Origin of the sequence: Klebsiella sp. 1SOBk5mer (assembly GCF_046603115.1) — a bacterium.
In the GTDB taxonomy this organism is placed as follows: domain Bacteria; phylum Pseudomonadota; class Gammaproteobacteria; order Enterobacterales; family Enterobacteriaceae; genus Klebsiella; species Klebsiella quasipneumoniae.
In genome coordinates, this window is record NZ_JBKIUU010000001.1 from 23526 (window position 1) to 41431 (window position 17906).

The following is a 17906-nucleotide window of genomic DNA, read 5'->3' on the forward strand; positions in this document are numbered from 1 at the left end:
CTGATGCAAAGGGCATACCAGAGAGGGATTTTTTATCATGCTGAAAAGAAAGGTGTTATTCCGCATCCCTGCGGCAAAATATTGTCGCGTTCCCGCCGCGCAGGCGACAATGTCCTGAACCTGACACCGTGGCTTACAGACGCGGCAGGGTGATATCCATGATCTGGATCCGGTAGGCGACCTGGCGCGGCGTCATCCCCAGCAGCCGCGCCGCCTTGGCCTGCACCCAGCCGGCTTTTTCCAGCGCGGCGATCAGCCGCTGGCGTTCGTCCAGGCTGTTGTCCAGCCAGCTGTCTTCCGCCGGCCCGCTGGCGGGCAGGGCTTTGGCCGGACGTTCCTGGTGGGTGAAGAGGATCACGTCGCGATCGATCAGGCCGCTCTCGGACATCACCGCCGATCGTTCGAGGCAGTTCTCCAGTTCGCGAACATTGCCCGGCCAGCTGTACTCCATCAGCAGACGGATCGCCCCCTCGCTGATCCGCAGCGTGCGCCCCTGATGCTGGCCAATTTTGCGCACCAGAAAGTGCGCCAGCTCGGCGATGTCCTCCTGACGTTCGCGCAGGGGGGGCAGGGCGATGGGCATCACGTTCAGGCGATAGTAAAGATCCTCGCGGAAGTGGCCCAACCGGACCTCCTCCTCCAGGTGGCGGTTGGTGGCGGCGATGATGCGGACATTCACCCGCAGGGTCTCATCGCCGCCGACCCGCTCCATCTCTCCCTCCTGCAGGATGCGCAGCAGCTTAGCCTGGAACGAGGCGCTGCTTTCGCCAATCTCGTCGAGGAACAGGGTGCCGCCATCCGCCAGCTCAAAACGCCCCTTACGCTGGCGCACCGCGCCGGTAAAGGCGCCTTTTTCATGGCCGAACAGTTCGCTTTCCAGCAGGTTGTCCGGCAGCGCCGCGCAGTTAAATTTGACGAAGGCGGCGCCAGCCCGCGGGGAATGGTGGTGGATGGCATTGGCGATCAGCTCTTTCCCGGTGCCGCTTTCGCCGCGTACCAGCACAGTGGTGTCCCAGCGCGAAACCTGGCGGATCACCTCCACGATCTGGCGCATCGCCGGGCTCTTGCCGACCATATTGTCAAGGCCCACCCCGCGCGACGACGAGCAGGCAGGCGGCCGTTCCACCTTCGGCGGCTGGCGGCCCGGCAGGGTGGCTGAGGCCGGGAGGATCATCAGCCGGATGGTCTGGGCGATGAGGTTGGCGACGGTTTCGAGAAAGCGGGTGCAGGCCGGCAGCCGCTCTTCCTGGCGCGCCATCGGCTGGGCCGCCAGCACTCCCATGGGCCGGGCGTTGGGCCCCATTAGCGGCACGGCGATAAACGGCAGATCGTAATCGTAGAGGCTCAGGCGGTCGAGAAAACGCTGATCGTCGGCGACCCGGGGCAGCACCAGCGATTGCCCCTGGGCCAGCACCGTCCCCACCAGCCCCTCGCCGGGACGATAGCGGATCTGCGCGCTGCCGGGGAGAGTCTGCTGCTCGGTTTGCTGCAGCGCTTCGATACTGAGGATCTCCTGCTCGCTGTCGTACAGACAGATCATCCCGTGCTGCATAAAGGCATCGTTGTGCAATACGCTGAGCACCTCCTGCAGCGTTTTGCTGGCCTCGGTGGCGCGGCTCAGCACCACGCTTATCCGCTGCATGGCGGTGAACTGCTGAGAGAGGTCGAAGCGTCTGACGGTGGTGTCCGGGTCGGATTCGGGGATCATGCTTCACCTCCGGTCAGGGTGTTAAACAGCGGGAAACGCAGGGTCAGGCAGGTGCCGCCCTGCGGCCGGGAAGTCAGCTCGATGGCCCCGCGATGGTGCGCCACCAGGGTCTGGATCAGCCGCAGCTCCATGCCTTTGCCCGGCGAATTCAGCGCGTCGGGGGAGTGGGCGTAGCGCACCTGCAGCAGCGGCACGTTGTCGGTCAGGTACAGCGCCAGCCAGCCGTCGTTTTCCTCGGCATAGAGCTGCATCGCCAGCGGGACGGAAGGCAGCTCGGCGGCGAGGGCCAGGGTGCGGTCGAACCACAGGCTTAAGCACGCCAGCAGCTGAGTGCGCTGGCCAAAGCCGATCAGATGCGGCGAGGCCATGTCCAGCTGCAGCCCCTCGGCATCGAAGCGGGTGCGGTAGAGGGCGCACAGGTCGTCGAAAAAGGGCTGCAGCGGCCAGACGGCGGGGTTTTCGAGATCCAGCGACGGGCGACAGCGCTGGAGCCGGGCCATCGCCTCTTCCCCTTCGCGCCAGGCGGCCTCCAGCGCCACGTTGCCGCTGCTTTCGCCGTTCAGCCGACGGGCCGCCGCCAGCATGTTAATCGGGCAGTTCAGCTGGATCAGCGCGGCGTCCAGCGACTCGCGGATCGCCGCCAGCAGCTTGCCGGCGGTCATTTGCTGCTTCAGCCGGTCGAGGCGGCCCTGCTCCTGCTGCTGGCGCTGCTGGGTACAGTCGGCGATCACCACCAGGGTTCGCGCCAGGGCGCTGTCGATAAAGTAGCGGCTGGCCTCTTCGCTGACACCGGGCAGCGGCCAGCAGGTCACCGACAGCCAGCGCACGGCCCCGCGGATCGCCACCGGCAGGATCTGCTCCACGCCGGGCGTCATCCGGCCTGGGGAGACCTGCAGCTCGGTGAGCAGCTCCCGGCCGCCGCAGTCGGCGCAGAAGGTTTTATAGGCAAGGTTGTCCATCACCACCCGATCCTGCTCGTCCACTACCACCACGGCGGCGGGAATATTATTCAGCACCGCCTCCATCAGGGTCATATGGTTGCGCAGCCGCTGCTCCAGGGTATAGCTGACGCTGATATCCCGCTGCATTGCCAGATAATGCTCCAGTTCCCCTTGCGGACTGAGCACCGGAGTGATGTCAATCTCCACCAGGTACAGGCCGCCGTCCCGCCGCTGGTTAATCAGCTGGCCGCGCCACGGCTGACGCTGGAGCAGGGTATGCCACATCTCCTGATAGATCTCGCGCGGCGTCTGGCTGCTGGCCAGCAGGCGCGGGTTCTGATTTAACAATTGCGCCAGCGAATAGCCGGTCTGGCGGCAAAACGCCGGGTTGGCGTAGATGATCCTGGCGCTGGCGTCGGTGAGGGAAATCGCCACTGAGGCCTGTTCCACCATGGTAAAAAACAGCCCCGGATGTTGTTGAGTCAGCGCGCCGGCGATGGCTTCCGGCGCGGCGTTATCGAGCATCATATTCAGGGTCATCGCAAACTCCTGTGTCGCAGTTATGACAAATTGTCCGACACCCTGCGCGGATCGCGGCGGGCTGAGCCGAACCCGGATAACCATGCAAACGGTGCGCCCTTATCGAAACGACCGAACGAAACATTGATCCGACAGGGGGAAAATCCGCTGATTTTTACCTTTCGGTCCGCCGGGGGCGCCTTGCGCGGGCGCTGCGGCGGCGGGAAGCGATCCTGATGGGGCAGGGATGAGCCGTCACGGTGCAGGGCAACCTGGCACAGCCTTCGCAATACCCCTGCGGTAATCCCTATTTCCGACACCATTCCGACAGGAGCGTACTATGGCGAACATTGGCATTTTCTTTGGCACCGATACCGGTAAAACCCGCAAGATCGCGAAACTGATCCACAAGCAGCTGGGGGAGGCCGCCGCCGCCCCGGTCAATATTAACCGCGCCACGCTGGCGGACCTGCTGGCCTACCCGGCCCTGCTGCTGGGCACGCCGACGCTGGGCGACGGCCAGCTGCCGGGCCTTGAGGCCGGGGGCGAGAGCGAGTCGTGGGCCGAGTTTATCCGCAACCTCGGCGACGTCAGCCTGCAGGGAAAAACGGTGGCGCTGTTTGGCCTCGGCGATCAGCGCGGCTATCCCGATAACTTCGCCAGCGGGCTGCGACCGCTGTACGACGCCCTGCGCGCCCGCGGGGCGACGATGATCGGCAGCTGGCCGAACGAGGGGTATGAGTTCAGCGCCTCATCGGCGCTGGAGGGGGAGCGGTTTGTCGGGCTGGTGCTGGACCAGGATAACCAGTTCGACGAGACCGAAACGCGTCTGGCGACCTGGCTTGAGGAGATCAAACCGCACCTGCTGTAGACGCTGGCGGGTGGCCTGTCGGCTACCCGCACAGCCCCGGCTGGCGCGCTAACATCTCAGCCAGCCACTGGCGCTGGTGGCGGCGCTGGCTCTGTTGAATGAGGTATTCACGGGCGCTTTCCAGCGCCTGTTCAGGCGTCATCGGCGCGGCGGGGCGGATGGCTTCGCACCATACCAGGTGCCAGCCCAGCTCGCTGGCCACCGGCGCGCTCAGCGCATTTTCCGTCAGCGCAAACAGGGCCTCCTCCAGCTGCGGATAGAGCAACCCCCGCCCGATCCACCCTAGTCGCCCGCCGTCCAGCGCGCTCGGGCAGTGGGAGTGTCGCTGGGCCAGCGGCGCAAACGCCTCGCGGGAGGCCGCGATTTGCCCATGAAGCGCCTGGATGCGCGAGTAAACCGCCTGCTCATCGCCATCGACGGTGAGCAGCAGATGGCGGGTCAACCGCTGTTCCGGGCGCATAAACTGCGCCTGATGCCGCAGATACCACGCCTGCACCGCGGTAGGATCCGGCAGCGGCGCCTGGCTGGCAATCCCGGCGAAGGCGGTTTCCAGCCGGGCATGGTGCAGGACGATCGCCGCCCGCTCCGGCGGCGTAAATCCGCCCTCATCCAGCCAGAGGCGCAGCGAAGCGGCGAGGCCTTCCCGTAGCGCGGCGGGGATCGCCTCCGCCGCGACCTCGGCGACCAGCGCCTGCTCCACGCGGGCCTGACGCTGCCAGGCCGCCTCGAAGGCCTCCCGGTCCGCCGCGGCGATGGCCGCCGGTTCGCAGTTCCAGCGGCTCTGCGCCAGCCGCCGCCGGCCAAATCGTTGCCATGGCTGCATTATTCTTCCTCCTCTGCCAGGGCCAGCGCGGTCACCGGAACCTGGAACCAGCGGCCGCCGAAGTCGACGATATAGCCGTCCCCGCGCTCGCCCCGATCGGTGGCCTCAATACGCCCCTGCTGACCGACGTTGACCACCACTTCGCCCTGCAACGTCAGCGCCGTCTGGCAGGTGACGTTATCGCCATACTGCAGATTCCCCGCCAGCCAGGGACGATCGCCGGCAATCAGCTCCTGTTCGCGGCAGCCGACGATCCGGTCGCTCTCCGGGAAGTGGACCTGGTAGATGACCTGGTCCTGCAAGAATACCCCCCAGTCGCGGACATAGCCGATGCTGCCCCGGCGCACCAGCAGGGCGCCGGACGGCAGGCCCGCATAGGTGCCATCGTTACGGATGGCGCGCACGACGCGGACCGCTTCGCTAAAGGTAAATGTGGGTCTCATGGCGTGTTCTCCTCGAACTGCTGCTGATAACTCTCCGCCAGCAGCCGGCGCGCCAGCAGCCAGTGCGCGCGCGGGTTCTCCTCCAGCTGGTTGAGCAGGGGCACTTCCGCCCGCAGCTTGCGGTGAAAGGCGGCCAGCACCGGCAGGCTGCAATGGGCCAGACGCTCGGGCTGGTAGGGAACGGCGAAAAACTGAAAGAAGGCGTCGGCGGAGCGCAGGTCGTCTACGCCGGGGATCTGATAAAACCACTCCATGCTTACCCCCTGGCCTGCAGCGTTTCGGCGCCGCAGAGCGCGTGATAGATTGCCGCCAGCTCATCATCCCGCGGGCTGCGTTTGCCGGTTTCCGCAAAGTGGCGGAGCGCCGGCAGCAGCTGGTCAATTTGCGCTGACGTCAGGTGATAGCCCATCCGGTCGAAGACGCCGTTAACCGCCTGGCGACCGGAGTGTTTGCCCAGCACCAGCCGATAGCCGCGGCCCAGCAGGCCGGGGTCGATCGCCTGATAGCTCTCGCTGTCGCGCAGTAGCGCCGCGACGTGCACGCCGGACTCATGGGTAAAAACCAGCTCGCCCACCAGCGGCTGCTGGGGATCGACAGGGCGGCGGGTGGCGAGGGCCACCTGTTCGCACAGCGCCGGCAGGGCGGTGAAACGCACCCCGGTCTCGACGCCCAGGCAGCGCTCCAGCCCGAGCGCCACCGTTTCCAGCGCCGCGTTGCCCGCCCGTTCGCCCAGGCCCAGCACGGTGGTGTTTACGCTGGTGGCTCCGGCGCGTACCGCCGCGAGGGTGTTGGCGGTGGCCAGCCCGAGATCGTTATGGGCGTGCATCTCAAGTTCGCCGGGCCAGACGTTACGCAGGGCGGCGATCTGCGCCGCGGTGGTAAACGGGTCGAGGATACCGACGGTGTCGGCATAGCGCAGACGGGCAGCCCCCGCCTCGCCGGCCTGCCGGGCAATATCCCGTAGCGTCGCGTCGCTGGCCCGCGAGGCGTCCTCACAGCCAATGCAGACCTTCAGGCCAAGGGTATGGGCGAGGTGGATCAGACCCGTCAGCCGCTCCAGCAGCAGCGGTAAGCTCTCGCGCAGTTTGTACTGCCGCAGCTTGTCGGAGGCGGGGATGGAGATATCCACCCAGTCCATGCCCAGCTCGGCGCTCAGGCGAATTTCGCCGGCCTGCATCCGGCACCAGGTCATCAGCGTGGCGCCAGGGAGCTGACGGCGCACCAGCCGGATACGGGCGCACTCCTCCTCGCCCATCGCCGGGGTGCCGACCTCCAGCGCCTCTATCCCCGCCGCGTACAGCGCCTCGGCGATGGCGATTTTTTCGCTGGCCTGGAAGGCCACGCCGGGACTCTGTTCGCCATCGCGCAGGGTGGTGTCATTGATCAGTACGCGTCCCATTTTCGTCTCTCCGTCTTAACCGAAGACCGGCGCGAAGGCGCCATCCTGCAGGAGCGGCTGGCCGTTTCGCCAGTAGGGCGACAGGGCGCGCAGCCGGTCGATAACAGGAGGCAGGGCGGCGATGACGTAGTCGATCTCTTTTTCCCGGGTGTAGCGCGAGAGGGAGAAGCGAACGGTGCCGTGGGCCGCGGTGTAAGGAATATTCATCGCCCGCATGACGTGCGACGGCTCCAGCGAGCCGGAGGTGCAGGCGCTGCCGCTGGAGGCGGCGATCCCGGCCTGATTCATCAGCAGCAGGATCGCCTCGCCTTCAATGCACTCGAAGGCCAGATTAAGCGTGCCGGGCACCCGCGGCTGGCTGCCGCCCATCACCGTTACCGCCGGAATGGCGCTCCGGAGTTGATGTTCAAGGCGATCGCGCAGCTGGCTAATCTGCGCCATGCCCGGGAGGTGGACCTGCGCCAGCTCGCTGGCGGCGCCCATGCCGACAATGCCGCTGATATTTTCCGTCCCGGCCCGCCGGCCATGCGCCTGGTGGCCGCCGCGCAGCAGCGGGCGAAAACGCGTTCCCCGCCGCAGCCAGAGGCAGCCCACCCCTTTGGGGCCGTGGAATTTATGCGCCGAGCAGGAGAGCATATCGATCCGCGTCTGGCTGAGCGCCATCGGGATTTTGCCCACCACCTGCACGGCGTCGCAGTGAAACAGCGCGCCCTGCTCATGGGCCAGCTCCGCCAGCTCGGGCACCGGGAACATGACGCCGGTTTCGTTATTGGCCCACATGATGCTGACCAGCGCCACGCGTGGGCTAAGCGCCGCCCGAAACTGCGCCATATCCAGAGCGCCCTGCCGATCCACGGCGATACGGTGGATCAGGTATCCCTGGCGCTCCAGCTGTTCGCACACCGCCAGGGTGGCGGGATGTTCGACCGCGCTGGTGATGATCTCGCGCCGCTCCGGCATCAGGGCCACCGCTGAGGCGATGGCGGTGGTCGTGGCCTCGGTGGCGCAGGAGGTAAAAATGATCTCGCTGGGGTAGTCGGCCCCGAGCAGGGCGGCCACCTGCTGGTGCGCCCGTTCAAGGGCGGCCTGCGCTGGCAGACCAAAATCGTGAATCGACGAGGGATTGCCGTAAAAGTCGGTCAAAAAGGGCATCATCGCGTCGAGAACCATCGGGTCGAGACGGGTGGTGGCGTTGTTATCGAGATAAACAGGTTTCATTGTGTCCCCCTGGGGTTAGTTAACCGCGGCCGGGGCCGCCACCACATCCATGTAACTTCCGGTGCGCTCCATCAGCTTTTGCTGCAGCCAGGCGAGGGTCATGTCGGTCATCATGCAGCCGCTGCAGCTGCCGGAGAGGCTGACGGTGACCTGGCGCGGGGTGACGCTCACCAGCGTCATGTCGCCGCCGTCGGCCTGAATGTGCGGGCGCAGCTCGTTGATGGTATCGACCACGCTTTGCCACTGCGCATCGTGGGCCGTCTCCGCCGGCAGGGGGGCGGGCGGCTGTTGGGCGAGGATCGCCGCCAGCGCCAGCTCTATTTTTTCATGGCAGGCGGTACAGCCCCCGCCGGCCTTGGTGTAGTTGATCACCTCCTCGAGGGTGGTCAGGCCGTTGTTCACCACGGCCCGGCGAATATGTCCTTCGTCGACGCCGAAGCATTTACAGATCAGCTTGCCCTCCTCATGCTCCTCCTCAAGGCTTTCGCCGCGAAAATGGGCGATAGCCGCACGCAGCGCCTCCTGGCCCATCACCGAGCAATGCATTTTCTCCGGCGGCAGGCCGTCGAGGTAGTCGGCGATCTGCTGGTTGGTGATCTGCCCGGCTTCGGTCAGGGTGTGGCCGATAATCAGCTCCGTCAGCGCGGAAGAGGAGGCGATGGCGCTGCCGCAGCCGAAGGTCTGGAAGCCGGCCTCCTCGATGATCTCGGTGTGCGGATCAACCCGCAGCATCAGGCGCAGCGCATCGCCGCAGCTTAATGAACCCACATCGCCCACCGCGTTGGCGTTGTCGACCACGCGCGCGTTGCGGGGATGAAAAAAATGGTCTTTCACTTTCTCGGAGTAGTTCCACATGCTGTCAGCTCCAGGGATGATGACGAAAACGCCGGGGCGCGGTGCACCGCAGACTGGCGGTGGTACTGTTCCCCAAGCAATTGCGGTACCAACGCATAAAAACCTTATTTGTTAATGACCTGGCGGGTTAACCGCCCCCGACAGAGCCGACACTGTTGTGGCGTTTTGTGGGCTTTGTCACATAAACGACAGGCTCAGGGCTGCGGGTCGGGCTCCTCCCGCCACGTCTGCTCCTCCAGCAGGCGGTTAAAGCGCTGCGGATCGCGTTGCCGCGCGCTGCGGCGCTGCGCTTTTTCATACCAGGAGAGCTGGATCTCCTGCAGTAAGCCGAGGATGGTGGTCTGATCGGGAACCCGTTCGGCGCGGACGCCCACCTGCAGCAGCTGGCGAAAAACCGCCTCGCCAATCGCCACGCAGAACAGGGTGACGCAATCCTCCAGGGCGTGGATGCGCTCGGCAATTTTCTCGGTCTGATGGCCGCTGACGACCGGGAACTCCACCACCCGCAGCAGGGTGACCCGATCCGCCTTGACACCGTAGACCACCAGCCGCGGCGTGGCGCCAAAATGCTGATCGACATGGCGGTAATCGGAGCTGGCGAAGGCGACTTTCATCGACCACTCGTCGGCGTGGACCATCTCAAACTGACGGTTAATGGGCGGCATAATCGTCTCCTGAAGCTTGCTGGGGGTCGGCGCCCTGGCGAAGCGGCGATCGGTAGAGGGCGGTGTGGTGATGGCGGTCGCGCAGCAGATTGGCCAGCTCAAACAGCGTGTCGCGCATGCCGGCGTACCCCTGGCGGACCCGGCGAAACTCGCCGAGCCGATCGAAAAGGGGAAAGCCGACGCGGATCAGCGGCAGGGCAAACTGCTCCGCCAGATCGCGGGCGTGAGAGTTAGCCACCAGCAGATCGGCGGGTTGGCGACTCAGCAGCTGCTGGAGATCCTCCAGATCCCCCGGCACCACCCGCTCGACCGGCAGCTGGCGCAGGCTGGGGTGGCTGGTGGGGGCGACCAGCGGGCCGGGCTGTATCCCCTGGCTGCGGGCGAAATCACACCAGGCCGCCAGCAGGTCGCCCTCCGCGGCCATCGCCATGCGCTGGCCCTGCAGCCACATATGGCAGTCGATCATCGCGTCCTGCAGCTGGCCGCGCTGGCGCTCAATCCAGGCCGGTACGCGGCGCCCGGACAGCTTCGCCAGCTGATGAATAAAGGTATCGCAGTGGCCGAGGGTCATCAGGTGCGGCAGGGCGATCACCTCTCCGCGGCTGCGCTGGCTCAGCAGCGATGCCGCCCGCTGCAGCGACACGCCGATGGCGAAGCTGCCCAGACTCTGGCCCATCTGCGCAATCTGGCGCAGCGAGGCGCCGCCCTGGGTCAGGGGCGTAAAATCCCCCTGACCCAGGTGGCCATCCATCGACAGGGAGAGGTCCGGCAGGACCACCGGCTGCAGGCCAAAGGCCTCCACGCAGCGGCTCAGCCATTCGATATCCCCTGGCGAACAGAGGTGGCTGACCAGCAGGTTGACCCGCCGGGGCCGCTGCCCCGGACGCGGCGTCGGCGCCACCCACTGCTCGATGATGCTCTCGATCACCGCGCTGTAGCCGTTCTCCATGGAGCCAAAAAAATCCGGAGTGTTGACGGTGAGGATCGCCACGCCGTTATGGCGGGGATGCGCCTCGCGAAACTGGCGTACCACCCGGGCGATATCGCTGCCCTGCGCCTCCGCCAGCCCGGTGCTGAGCAGCACAATGGCCTGCGGACTGTGGCGCTGGCAGAGGGTGTCGAGCGCGGTGAAGATATTGCCGTCGGCGCCCATGATCGTGGCGGTCGGATCCATGGCCGTCGACTGCAGGGGTACCGGGTCATGAAAATGCTGAATAAAGAAAACTTTGGCGAAGGCGCTGCAGCCCTGGGCGCCGTGGACCAGCGGGATGGCCTGGGCCAGCCCAAGGCTGGCGAGGATCGCCCCGAGCGGTTGCCCGGTTTTAATCGGGCTCACCGCCAGCGGTTTTTCGCTACGGATAAGGTCTGCCATGGTGTTCTCCTAGCGCCACGGGGCGCGGGCATGCGTTTGCGGCCAGACGGGGCTGGCGAGGGTCAGACAGAGCTGGCGGGCGAGGGTGATGATGCCCTGGTAGCCAGCGTAGGCGTGCTCCCGCTCCTGATTGATATCGAGGAACGGCAGCCGGGCTTTCCAGGCGGTGTACATATTGCGTCCGCCGGCGATCATCAGATCCGCCTGATAGCGGTACACCACGTCGAGCAGGGTGCGGGCGTTGCCCTCCTCAAGCATCACCGCCTCGTCGCCCATCAGCTCCCGGATCCGCTGTTTGTCCTCCTCGGTGGATTTCCGCGTGCCGGTGGCCACCACGGTCATGCCGAGATCCTGCAGGGCCGAGACCACCGACCAGGATTTCACGCCGCCGGTGTAGAGCAGCACTTTGCGCCCGCGGAGCTGCTCGCGCCACGGCGCTAGCGCCTGCTCCGCTGCTCGCTCCTCGCGGGCGATCAGTGCCTCGGTGCGGCGGCACAGGTCGTCATCCCCCAGCAGCGCCGCCAGCTGGCGCAAGGCGTCGGAGGTGGCGCGGATCCCGTAGAAGCTGCCTTCAAACCACGGCGTGCCGTAGCGTAGCTCCAGCCCCCGGGCGACGTTGATCAGCGCTCGCGAGCACACCAGCATATTGGCCTGCGCCCGGTGCAGGGTCTGGATCTCGGCAAAGCGGCCGTCGCCGGAGAGGCTGCCGAGGACGCGGATCCCCAGCTCGTCGAGCAGCGGCTGGACCTGCCAGAACTCGCCGGCGATATTGAATTCGCCAATCAGGCCGATATCGTGGCGCTGGGCCGGGGCAAAGGGCGTGTTGTCCGGCCATGGGGCGGGTTCGCGCTGGCCAATCACCTGCCTGAGCATTACGTCGCCCGCCATCCGGTTGCCAAGATTTTTGCTGCCGTAGAAGCCGGCGGCGTCAATGGCGATGACCGGGACGCCGGTGGCGGTCTGCGCGGCCTGGCACACCGCCTCAATGTCATCGCCTTCCATCGCTGGTACGCAGGTGTTGTAGATAAAGACCGCCGCCGGGCGATAGCGGTCGACGATGTGACGCACGGCATGGAACAGGCGGCGTTCGCCGCGGCCCATAATCACATCCTGTTCGTTGAGATCGGTGGTAAAGCCGAGCCGGTTGAGGGCCGGGCCGGCGCTGACGCTGCCGCGGTTATCCCACGAGCTTCCCGCGCAGCCGATAGGGCCGTGCACCAGGTGCGCGACGTCGGCGATGGGCAGGAGCGTTATCTGCGCGCCGTCGAAGGCGCAGCCGCCGGCGGTGGCGCCGGGCTTAGGGGCGCTGCAGCCGGATTTTTGCTTCTGGTTGTGCTCGCAGGCGGGTTCGTCCAGCAGCGCCAGAATTTCCTTTCCCTTCATAGTGACCTCGTTGACGGTGGGAGACCGGGGAGGTGATGCAATTCGCGCTCCAGGGAGAGGGGGGTTGATTTTTAAGGAAAAAGGGTTGTGGGCTTTGCGACAAAGGCAACAATCAGACAGGGGTAAGGCATGATTTATCGCGCTGATAACTGGATTTACCGCGACAGTATTGCCGCATATTGGCGAATGACGGGAAGCGTCGATAAGGTGGAATATTCCGTTCACCAACCTTCCTCTCTATTTCATCGCGCCCTCTGCGGGTGAACGGCATGGGGGGCGTTTCGCCCGCCCCCCATGACCCCCCGCATGGCGCTGAAAATTGCCGCTGCGCGGTCCGCTCCACTCCGGCTTCATCTGGCGGAACGGGCGGACTCGACATCCCTGTCTCGACCGCCCTCTGGCCGCCGTCCTGGCGGCCAGTCCTGGATGCGCGCCTGCGTTCTCGCCAATTTTCCTGATGCGCCTAACCCCCCGCTGTCACTTTTGTCCCTGTCCTGCGGCGCTTGCCTTGCTGAAAGAAAGGATGTCCCTGTCCTCAGGCGCTTGCCTGGCTGAAAGAAAGGATGTCACCTGCAGGGGCAAAAAAAGCCCGCGGGGTCGGCGGGCAACAAGCACAACACAACGATTAAAAAACACGTTCCTCCAGAGGGTTATCCCGGTTGAGGCGCTTCGCCAGCCACGGCGGCAGCCGACCGGCCAGCATCGCGCTCACCGCGGCGCACTGGGCCTGAATCGTCGTGCCCGGCGGCGCTTTCATCGGATGGATCTGATGGCGGATCAACCTCGCGGCGGCAGGCCCGCCAATCTCCTGGCAAAACAGCAAATGGCAATCCTCCAGCAGCCTGGCGCGCATCTCGCTGGCGTCAGACGTCGCCGAAGGGGAGGCATAGCGGCGCAGATCCGCCAGCCAGCCGCCCTGGTCATCGAAGGCATAGATAAAAAACAGCCGGTTCTGGCCAAAATGACCATTGATGACCAGGCCATCCTGTGAACAGAAGGCGATCCGCAGCTGCGGCGTCCGCTGGGGTGACCGGGCGATGCGCAAATGGCCGGGCAGCACCCCCTGCAGGCAGGCGATGACCCGCGCCCAGCGGGCCGGGGACATCACCGCCGTCGCCGAAGGAAAGCTGGCGGCCAGCTGAGGCTGCGTCAGGGTGGTTAACCGTGCCGGGGTCAAGGTTTCGCCGCACTCCTGCGCCAGCCAGTCGACGACTTGCACCGGCTGCAGCTCCGGCAGCGTCTGGAACAGCGCCAGCAGACGCCAGAAAAGGGTATCGTTATCGGACATTTCCAGCTCCTTATAGCAGCGTGCTGCGGGTGGCGCGCAGGCTTATCGGAAAGACCGGCCGCCCCGGCTGCGGATTGACGTAGTAGCGACGTCCCCCTTCAAGGGCAATCGCGCCGCCCCAGCGGTCCGTCTCGTCATGTTCGACCTGAAGCACCCGGGCCTCCAGATCCTGTTTGGCGATATAGGCATACAGCGCCTCGCCGCGCTCACGGAAAATCACGATGGGCATACTCCCTCCTGGCCCCGCCTGCGGCGGGGCGCCTGATGGTTAACGAACGAGGTCGAAGCTGTAATCGGTTTTGCCCAGCTGGCTGGTGTCGTGGTCCAGTTTTTCCAGCACGGCGTTCACCAGCGTCGTGACGATGTTCATCGCGCCTTCATAGCCCCAGGTGGTCTGGCGGTGCAGATGATGGCGGTCGAACAGCGGAAAGCCGAGACGGATCAGCGGCACTTCGAAGGCTTTGCCCTTCGCCAGGGTATCGCGCTGGATAAACTTGCCGTAGGAGTTACCGATCATAAAGTCCGGCTGACGGGTGAACATCAGCGACCGGAAGTGCCACAGGTCGCAGTTGATGAATACTTCGCTGTCCTGGCCGTAGGGCGAGGCGTCGAGCATTTTCTTCATCGCCTTTTGCCAGCGTTTATTGGCGTTATGGCTGAGGATCACCGTCGGCTCGCAGCCCAGCTCCAGCAGGAAGCGCGTCAGGCCCATCACGAAATCCGGATCGCCGTAGAGGCCGAATTTTTTGCCGTGCAGCCAGGTGTGGGAGTCCAGCATCATGTCCACCAGCCGGCCGCGCTCAAGGGTCAGGGCGTCAGCGATCGGTTTGCCGGTCAGTTGACTGACGGTCATCAGCAGCGCGTCGGTAGCGGCCAGACCCAACGGAACGGCCACCTCCGTGGCGGGCTGATTCCACATCTCCTGAACCACCTTTTTGCTTTTCACCAGCTGCCATGGCTGCAGCAGCAGGGTGTCAATGGCGTCCGGCGCGGTTTTGATCTCCTGCTGGCTGGTGCCGCCGGCGTACATCCGGTAATGGCCGTCGGCGGGGGTGTCGAGCACCTCTGAAGGGTCGGAGAGCAGGCTGCAGGGGACATCCATCTGCGCCATCATCCGCTTCAGCACGCGGAAGTTGCCGAGATAGGTCTCAAATCCGGTCACCAGATTGAGCTTTTGCAGTTTGCCCGGCTGCCCGGCGTAGTCAGCGGTAAAGGTCTTCGCGAACCCTTCGAACATATTGTCCCAGCCGGTGACATGGCTGCCGATAAAGCTGGGGGTATGGGCGTAAGGAATGGCGATACTGTCGTCAACAAATCCCTCTTTTTTGGCGTTGGCGATAAACGCCTGCAGATCGTCGCCGATCACCTCGGCCATGCAGGTGGTGGAGACGGCGATAATCTCGGGTTTATACAGCGCGCTGGCATTCTGCAGGCCCAGATTCATGTTGTTGTTGCCGCCGAATACCGCCGCGTCCTCGGTCATCGAGTCGGAGACGCAAGCCACCGGCTCCTTAAAATGGCGGTTAAAGTAGGTGCGGAAATAGGCGACGCAGCCCTGAGAGCCGTGGACGTAGGGCAGGGTGCCGGCGAACCCCAGCGCGCAGAGCACCGCCCCGAGCGGCTGGCAGGCTTTGGCCGGGTCGACGGTCAAAGCCTCGCGCTGGAAGTTGAGCGCTTCATACTCGGCGGTGGTGGTCCAGGCAAATACCTCCTGGACGCGCTGCGCGTCGTGCGCCTCTTCAAGGCTCTTTTTGTTCTGGAACAGGGTCTGGTATTCATCCTGTTCAAACAGCGGATAACAGCTGTGAATTTTATCGATCGTTTGGCTCATGGTGTTCTCCTCCCGCGCCACAAATCGGTGGACTGACGGGACAGTGAAGGGGCAATCACGCAGACTTCAGCCACGGGGCAGTCAGTTCGTTCCACGCCGGATTGTTCAGGGTCATATCCATATCGCGAGCAAAGATGGCGAAGCCGTCATAGCCGTGATAGGGGCCGGAATAGTCCCAGGAGTGCATCTGGCGGAACGGCACCCCCATTTTCTGGAAGATATATTTCTCTTTGATCCCGGAGCCGATGAGGTCGGGTTTCAGCGCTTTGACGAAGGCCTCCAGCTCATAGCTGCTGGCATCGTCAAACAGCAGAGTGCCCTCTTTCAGGTCCGGCAGGGTGCGGTCGTAATCATCGTTATGGGCAAACTCGTAGCCGGCGGCGATGATCTCCATCCCGAGATCCTCATAGGCGCCGATGACGTGGCGCGGCCGCAGCCCCCCCATGTACAGCAGCACTTTGCGCCCCTCCAACCGCGGGCGATATTTGGCGATGATGGCCGCCATCTGCCCCTCATATTTGGCGATCACCGCTTCCGCATTGGCGCGAATGGCGTCATCAAATTGATCGGCGATCTTGCGCAGCGATTCGGCGATTTTGGTCGGGCCGAAGAAGTTATATTCCATCCACGGGATCTGATGTTTCTCCTCCATATGGCGGGCGATATAGTTCATCGAACGGTAGCAGTGGACGAGGTTTAGCTTAACGAACGGGGTGTTCTCCATCTCCACCAGGGTGCCGTCGCCGGACCACTGCGCCACTACGCGCAGCCCCATCTCTTCCAGCAGAATGCGCGAGGCCCAGGCGTCGCCGCCGATGTTGTAATCGCCAATGATGGCGACATCATACGGGGTGCTGGCAAACGGCTGCCCTTCGCGGTTGTTCAGCACCCAGTCGCGCACCACGTCGTTGGCGATATGGTGGCCCAGCGACTGCGAGACGCCGCGAAAGCCTTCGCAGCGCACCGGGATCACCGGTTTATCCAGCGCCTTGCTGCTGGCGTTGGCCACGGCGCTGATGTCATCGCCGATCAGGCCCACCGGGCACTCCGACTGAATAGTGATCCCTTTGGTCAGCGGGAACAGTAGCTCCATCTCTTCAATCAGTTTGCTCAGCTTTTTATCGCCGCCGAAGACAATATCGCGCTCCTGAAAATCAGAGGTGAAGTTCAGGGTGCCGAAGCTGTCGACGCCGCTGACGCCGGTATAGTAATTGCGCCGTCCGGCGCGCGAATACTGGCCGCAGCCGATGGGGCCGTGCGAGATATGGGCCATGTCTTTAATCGGCCCAAACACCACCCCTTTCGAGCCGGCGTAGGCGCAGCCGCGCACGGTCATCACCCCGGGCTGCGATTTACGGTTCGAGATAATGCACTTGCCGACGCTCTCCATCTGCGGATCGCTGATCATCATGTGCTTTCTGCGCTCTTTGCGCGCGGTTTCGGGAAACACCTCCAGGACTTCCTGGATGAGCGCAAGGTTACGTTCGCCTGTTGCGTTGGTCATGGTGAGGATCCTGTGCTCAGGCCGCGTTTTCTTCAGCGGCGGTTTTACCAATGATGCTGGTGTCTTCTTCTTCCATGATGCCGAACTCCATCAGCAGCGACTCCAGCTCGTCCATGGTGCAGGGGGTCGGCACCACTTTTTTGGTGTTATTGACGATCTTCTGCGCCAGCTGACGATATTCGTTGGCCTGCTGACAGGTCGGGTCGTACTCGATCACCGTCATCCGGCGGATCTCTGCGCGCTGCACAATATTGTCGCGGGGAACAAAGTGGATCATCTGGGTGCCGAGCTTCTCCGCCAGGGCGATGATCAGCTCGTCTTCGCGGTCGGTTTTGCGCGAGTTACAGATCAGGCCGCCGAGGCGTACCTTGCCGGATTTGGCGTACTTCACGATCCCCTTGGAGATATTGTTGGCGGCATACATCGCCATCATCTCCCCGGAGCAGACGATGTAGATCTCCTGGGCTTTGTTTTCGCGGATCGGCATGGCGAAGCCGCCGCAGACCACGTCGCCGAGGACGTCATAGAAGACGAAATCCAGATCTTCTTCATAGGCGCCTTCTTCTTCGAGGAAGTTGATGGCGGTGATCACCCCGCGTCCGGCGCAGCCAACGCCTGGCTCCGGGCCGCCGGATTCGGCGCAACGTACATCGCCATAGCCGATTTGCAGTACGTCTTCGAGCTCCAGATCCTCGACCGAGCCCACTTCCGCCGCCATCTCCATAATGGTGTTCTGGGCTTTCGCGTGGAGGATCAGACGGGTGGAGTCCGCCTTCGGATCGCAGCCGACGATCATCACTTTCTTACCCATCTCGGCGAGGGCCGCGACGAGATTCTGGGTGGTGGTGGATTTACCGATACCGCCTTTACCGTAGATAGCGCATTGACGCATGGTCATGGTGACTTCTCCTGTTGTTGAGTGTTTGCCAGCAGAGAAGTGCAGGGAACATACCAGCTGTGATTTTTTATGCAGTTATTTGATAAATAAGTATTTTCCGTAAACCGGCCGCGCCGGGGGCCTGCGCAAACGGCACAATAACGCCACCAAATGTGCGAAACAGAACAATTTCCCGCCACCGGCCCGGC

At 64.0% G+C, this 17906-nt stretch carries 17 protein-coding genes; 1 reads left to right on the top strand and 16 read right to left on the bottom strand.

Annotated elements, in window-relative coordinates:
* Positions 1–133 precede the first annotated feature (133 nt).
* Together nifA and nifL are read right to left on the bottom strand one after the other, a co-directional pair.
* A complete protein-coding gene (gene nifA, locus ACLH1U_RS00115; protein WP_004203574.1) occupies positions 134–1708 on the bottom strand; it encodes a nif-specific transcriptional activator NifA in 1575 nt (524 codons plus the stop codon).
* Entirely contained in the window at positions 1705–3189 is a 1485-nt protein-coding gene (nifL, locus tag ACLH1U_RS00120; RefSeq protein WP_411298969.1) for a nitrogen fixation negative regulator NifL, read from the bottom strand. Before nifL ends, nifA begins: the two co-directional genes overlap by 4 nt.
* 319 nt (positions 3190–3508) lie before the next feature.
* On the opposite strand from nifL, the gene ACLH1U_RS00125 reads away from it, so the two are divergent.
* Positions 3509–4039: a flavodoxin gene (locus ACLH1U_RS00125; protein WP_023290349.1), complete on the top strand. Its 531-nt coding sequence runs from the start codon at positions 3509–3511 to the stop codon at positions 4037–4039.
* Positions 4040–4061: 22 nt separating this feature from the next.
* Here the strand turns inward: ACLH1U_RS00125 and nifM are convergent, their stop codons facing one another.
* From nifM to nifH, 14 genes are all read right to left on the bottom strand, one after another.
* Complete coding sequence (gene nifM / locus ACLH1U_RS00130) at positions 4062–4862, bottom strand: nitrogen fixation protein NifM (protein WP_048336068.1); 801 nt, start codon at positions 4860–4862, stop codon at positions 4062–4064.
* Positions 4862–5305: a nitrogen fixation protein NifZ gene (locus tag ACLH1U_RS00135; protein WP_023290347.1), complete on the bottom strand. Its 444-nt coding sequence runs from the start codon at positions 5303–5305 to the stop codon at positions 4862–4864. Before ACLH1U_RS00135 ends, nifM begins: the two co-directional genes overlap by 1 nt.
* A complete protein-coding gene (locus ACLH1U_RS00140; RefSeq protein WP_023290346.1) occupies positions 5302–5559 on the bottom strand; it encodes a nitrogenase-stabilizing/protective protein NifW in 258 nt (85 codons plus the stop codon). The genes ACLH1U_RS00135 and ACLH1U_RS00140 overlap by 4 nt, the downstream gene beginning before the upstream one ends.
* Before the next feature lie 2 nt (positions 5560–5561).
* Positions 5562–6704, bottom strand: a complete 1143-nt coding sequence (nifV, locus tag ACLH1U_RS00145; RefSeq protein WP_105490739.1) for a homocitrate synthase — start codon at positions 6702–6704, stop codon at positions 5562–5564.
* 15 nt (positions 6705–6719) lie between these two features.
* On the bottom strand, positions 6720–7922 hold the full coding sequence (nifS, locus tag ACLH1U_RS00150; protein ID WP_060590484.1) for a cysteine desulfurase NifS: 1203 nt from the start codon (positions 7920–7922) through the stop codon (positions 6720–6722).
* Positions 7923–7937: 15 nt separating this feature from the next.
* On the bottom strand, positions 7938–8777 hold the full coding sequence (gene nifU / locus ACLH1U_RS00155) for a Fe-S cluster assembly protein NifU (RefSeq protein WP_032454927.1): 840 nt from the start codon (positions 8775–8777) through the stop codon (positions 7938–7940).
* Positions 8778–8971: 194 nt separating this feature from the next.
* Positions 8972–9442: a NifB/NifX family molybdenum-iron cluster-binding protein gene (locus tag ACLH1U_RS00160; RefSeq protein WP_023290342.1), complete on the bottom strand. Its 471-nt coding sequence runs from the start codon at positions 9440–9442 to the stop codon at positions 8972–8974.
* Complete coding sequence (nifN, locus tag ACLH1U_RS00165) at positions 9429–10814, bottom strand: nitrogenase iron-molybdenum cofactor biosynthesis protein NifN (protein WP_411298970.1); 1386 nt, start codon at positions 10812–10814, stop codon at positions 9429–9431. The genes ACLH1U_RS00160 and nifN overlap by 14 nt, the downstream gene beginning before the upstream one ends.
* A 9-nt stretch (positions 10815–10823) precedes the next feature.
* Positions 10824–12197 (bottom strand): nitrogenase iron-molybdenum cofactor biosynthesis protein NifE, encoded by a 1374-nt coding sequence (gene nifE, locus ACLH1U_RS00170; RefSeq protein WP_032454924.1) that lies wholly within the window; start codon positions 12195–12197, stop codon positions 10824–10826.
* 625 nt (positions 12198–12822) lie between these two features.
* Complete coding sequence (locus ACLH1U_RS00175; RefSeq protein ID WP_411298971.1) at positions 12823–13485, bottom strand: NifB/NifX family molybdenum-iron cluster-binding protein; 663 nt, start codon at positions 13483–13485, stop codon at positions 12823–12825.
* 10 nt (positions 13486–13495) lie between these two features.
* Positions 13496–13714 carry a putative nitrogen fixation protein NifT gene (nifT, locus tag ACLH1U_RS00180; protein ID WP_004203557.1) on the bottom strand — a complete coding sequence of 73 codons (219 nt, stop codon included), beginning with the start codon at positions 13712–13714 and terminating at the stop codon, positions 13496–13498.
* A 39-nt stretch (positions 13715–13753) separates the two neighbouring features.
* Positions 13754–15316, bottom strand: a complete 1563-nt coding sequence (nifK, locus tag ACLH1U_RS00185; RefSeq protein WP_023290338.1) for a nitrogenase molybdenum-iron protein subunit beta — start codon at positions 15314–15316, stop codon at positions 13754–13756.
* Between the two features lie 55 nt (positions 15317–15371).
* Entirely contained in the window at positions 15372–16820 is a 1449-nt protein-coding gene (nifD, locus tag ACLH1U_RS00190) for a nitrogenase molybdenum-iron protein alpha chain (RefSeq protein WP_023290337.1), read from the bottom strand.
* 16 nt (positions 16821–16836) lie between these two features.
* Positions 16837–17718 carry a nitrogenase iron protein gene (nifH, locus tag ACLH1U_RS00195; protein ID WP_004203553.1) on the bottom strand — a complete coding sequence of 294 codons (882 nt, stop codon included), beginning with the start codon at positions 17716–17718 and terminating at the stop codon, positions 16837–16839.
* Positions 17719–17906 lie beyond the last annotated feature (188 nt).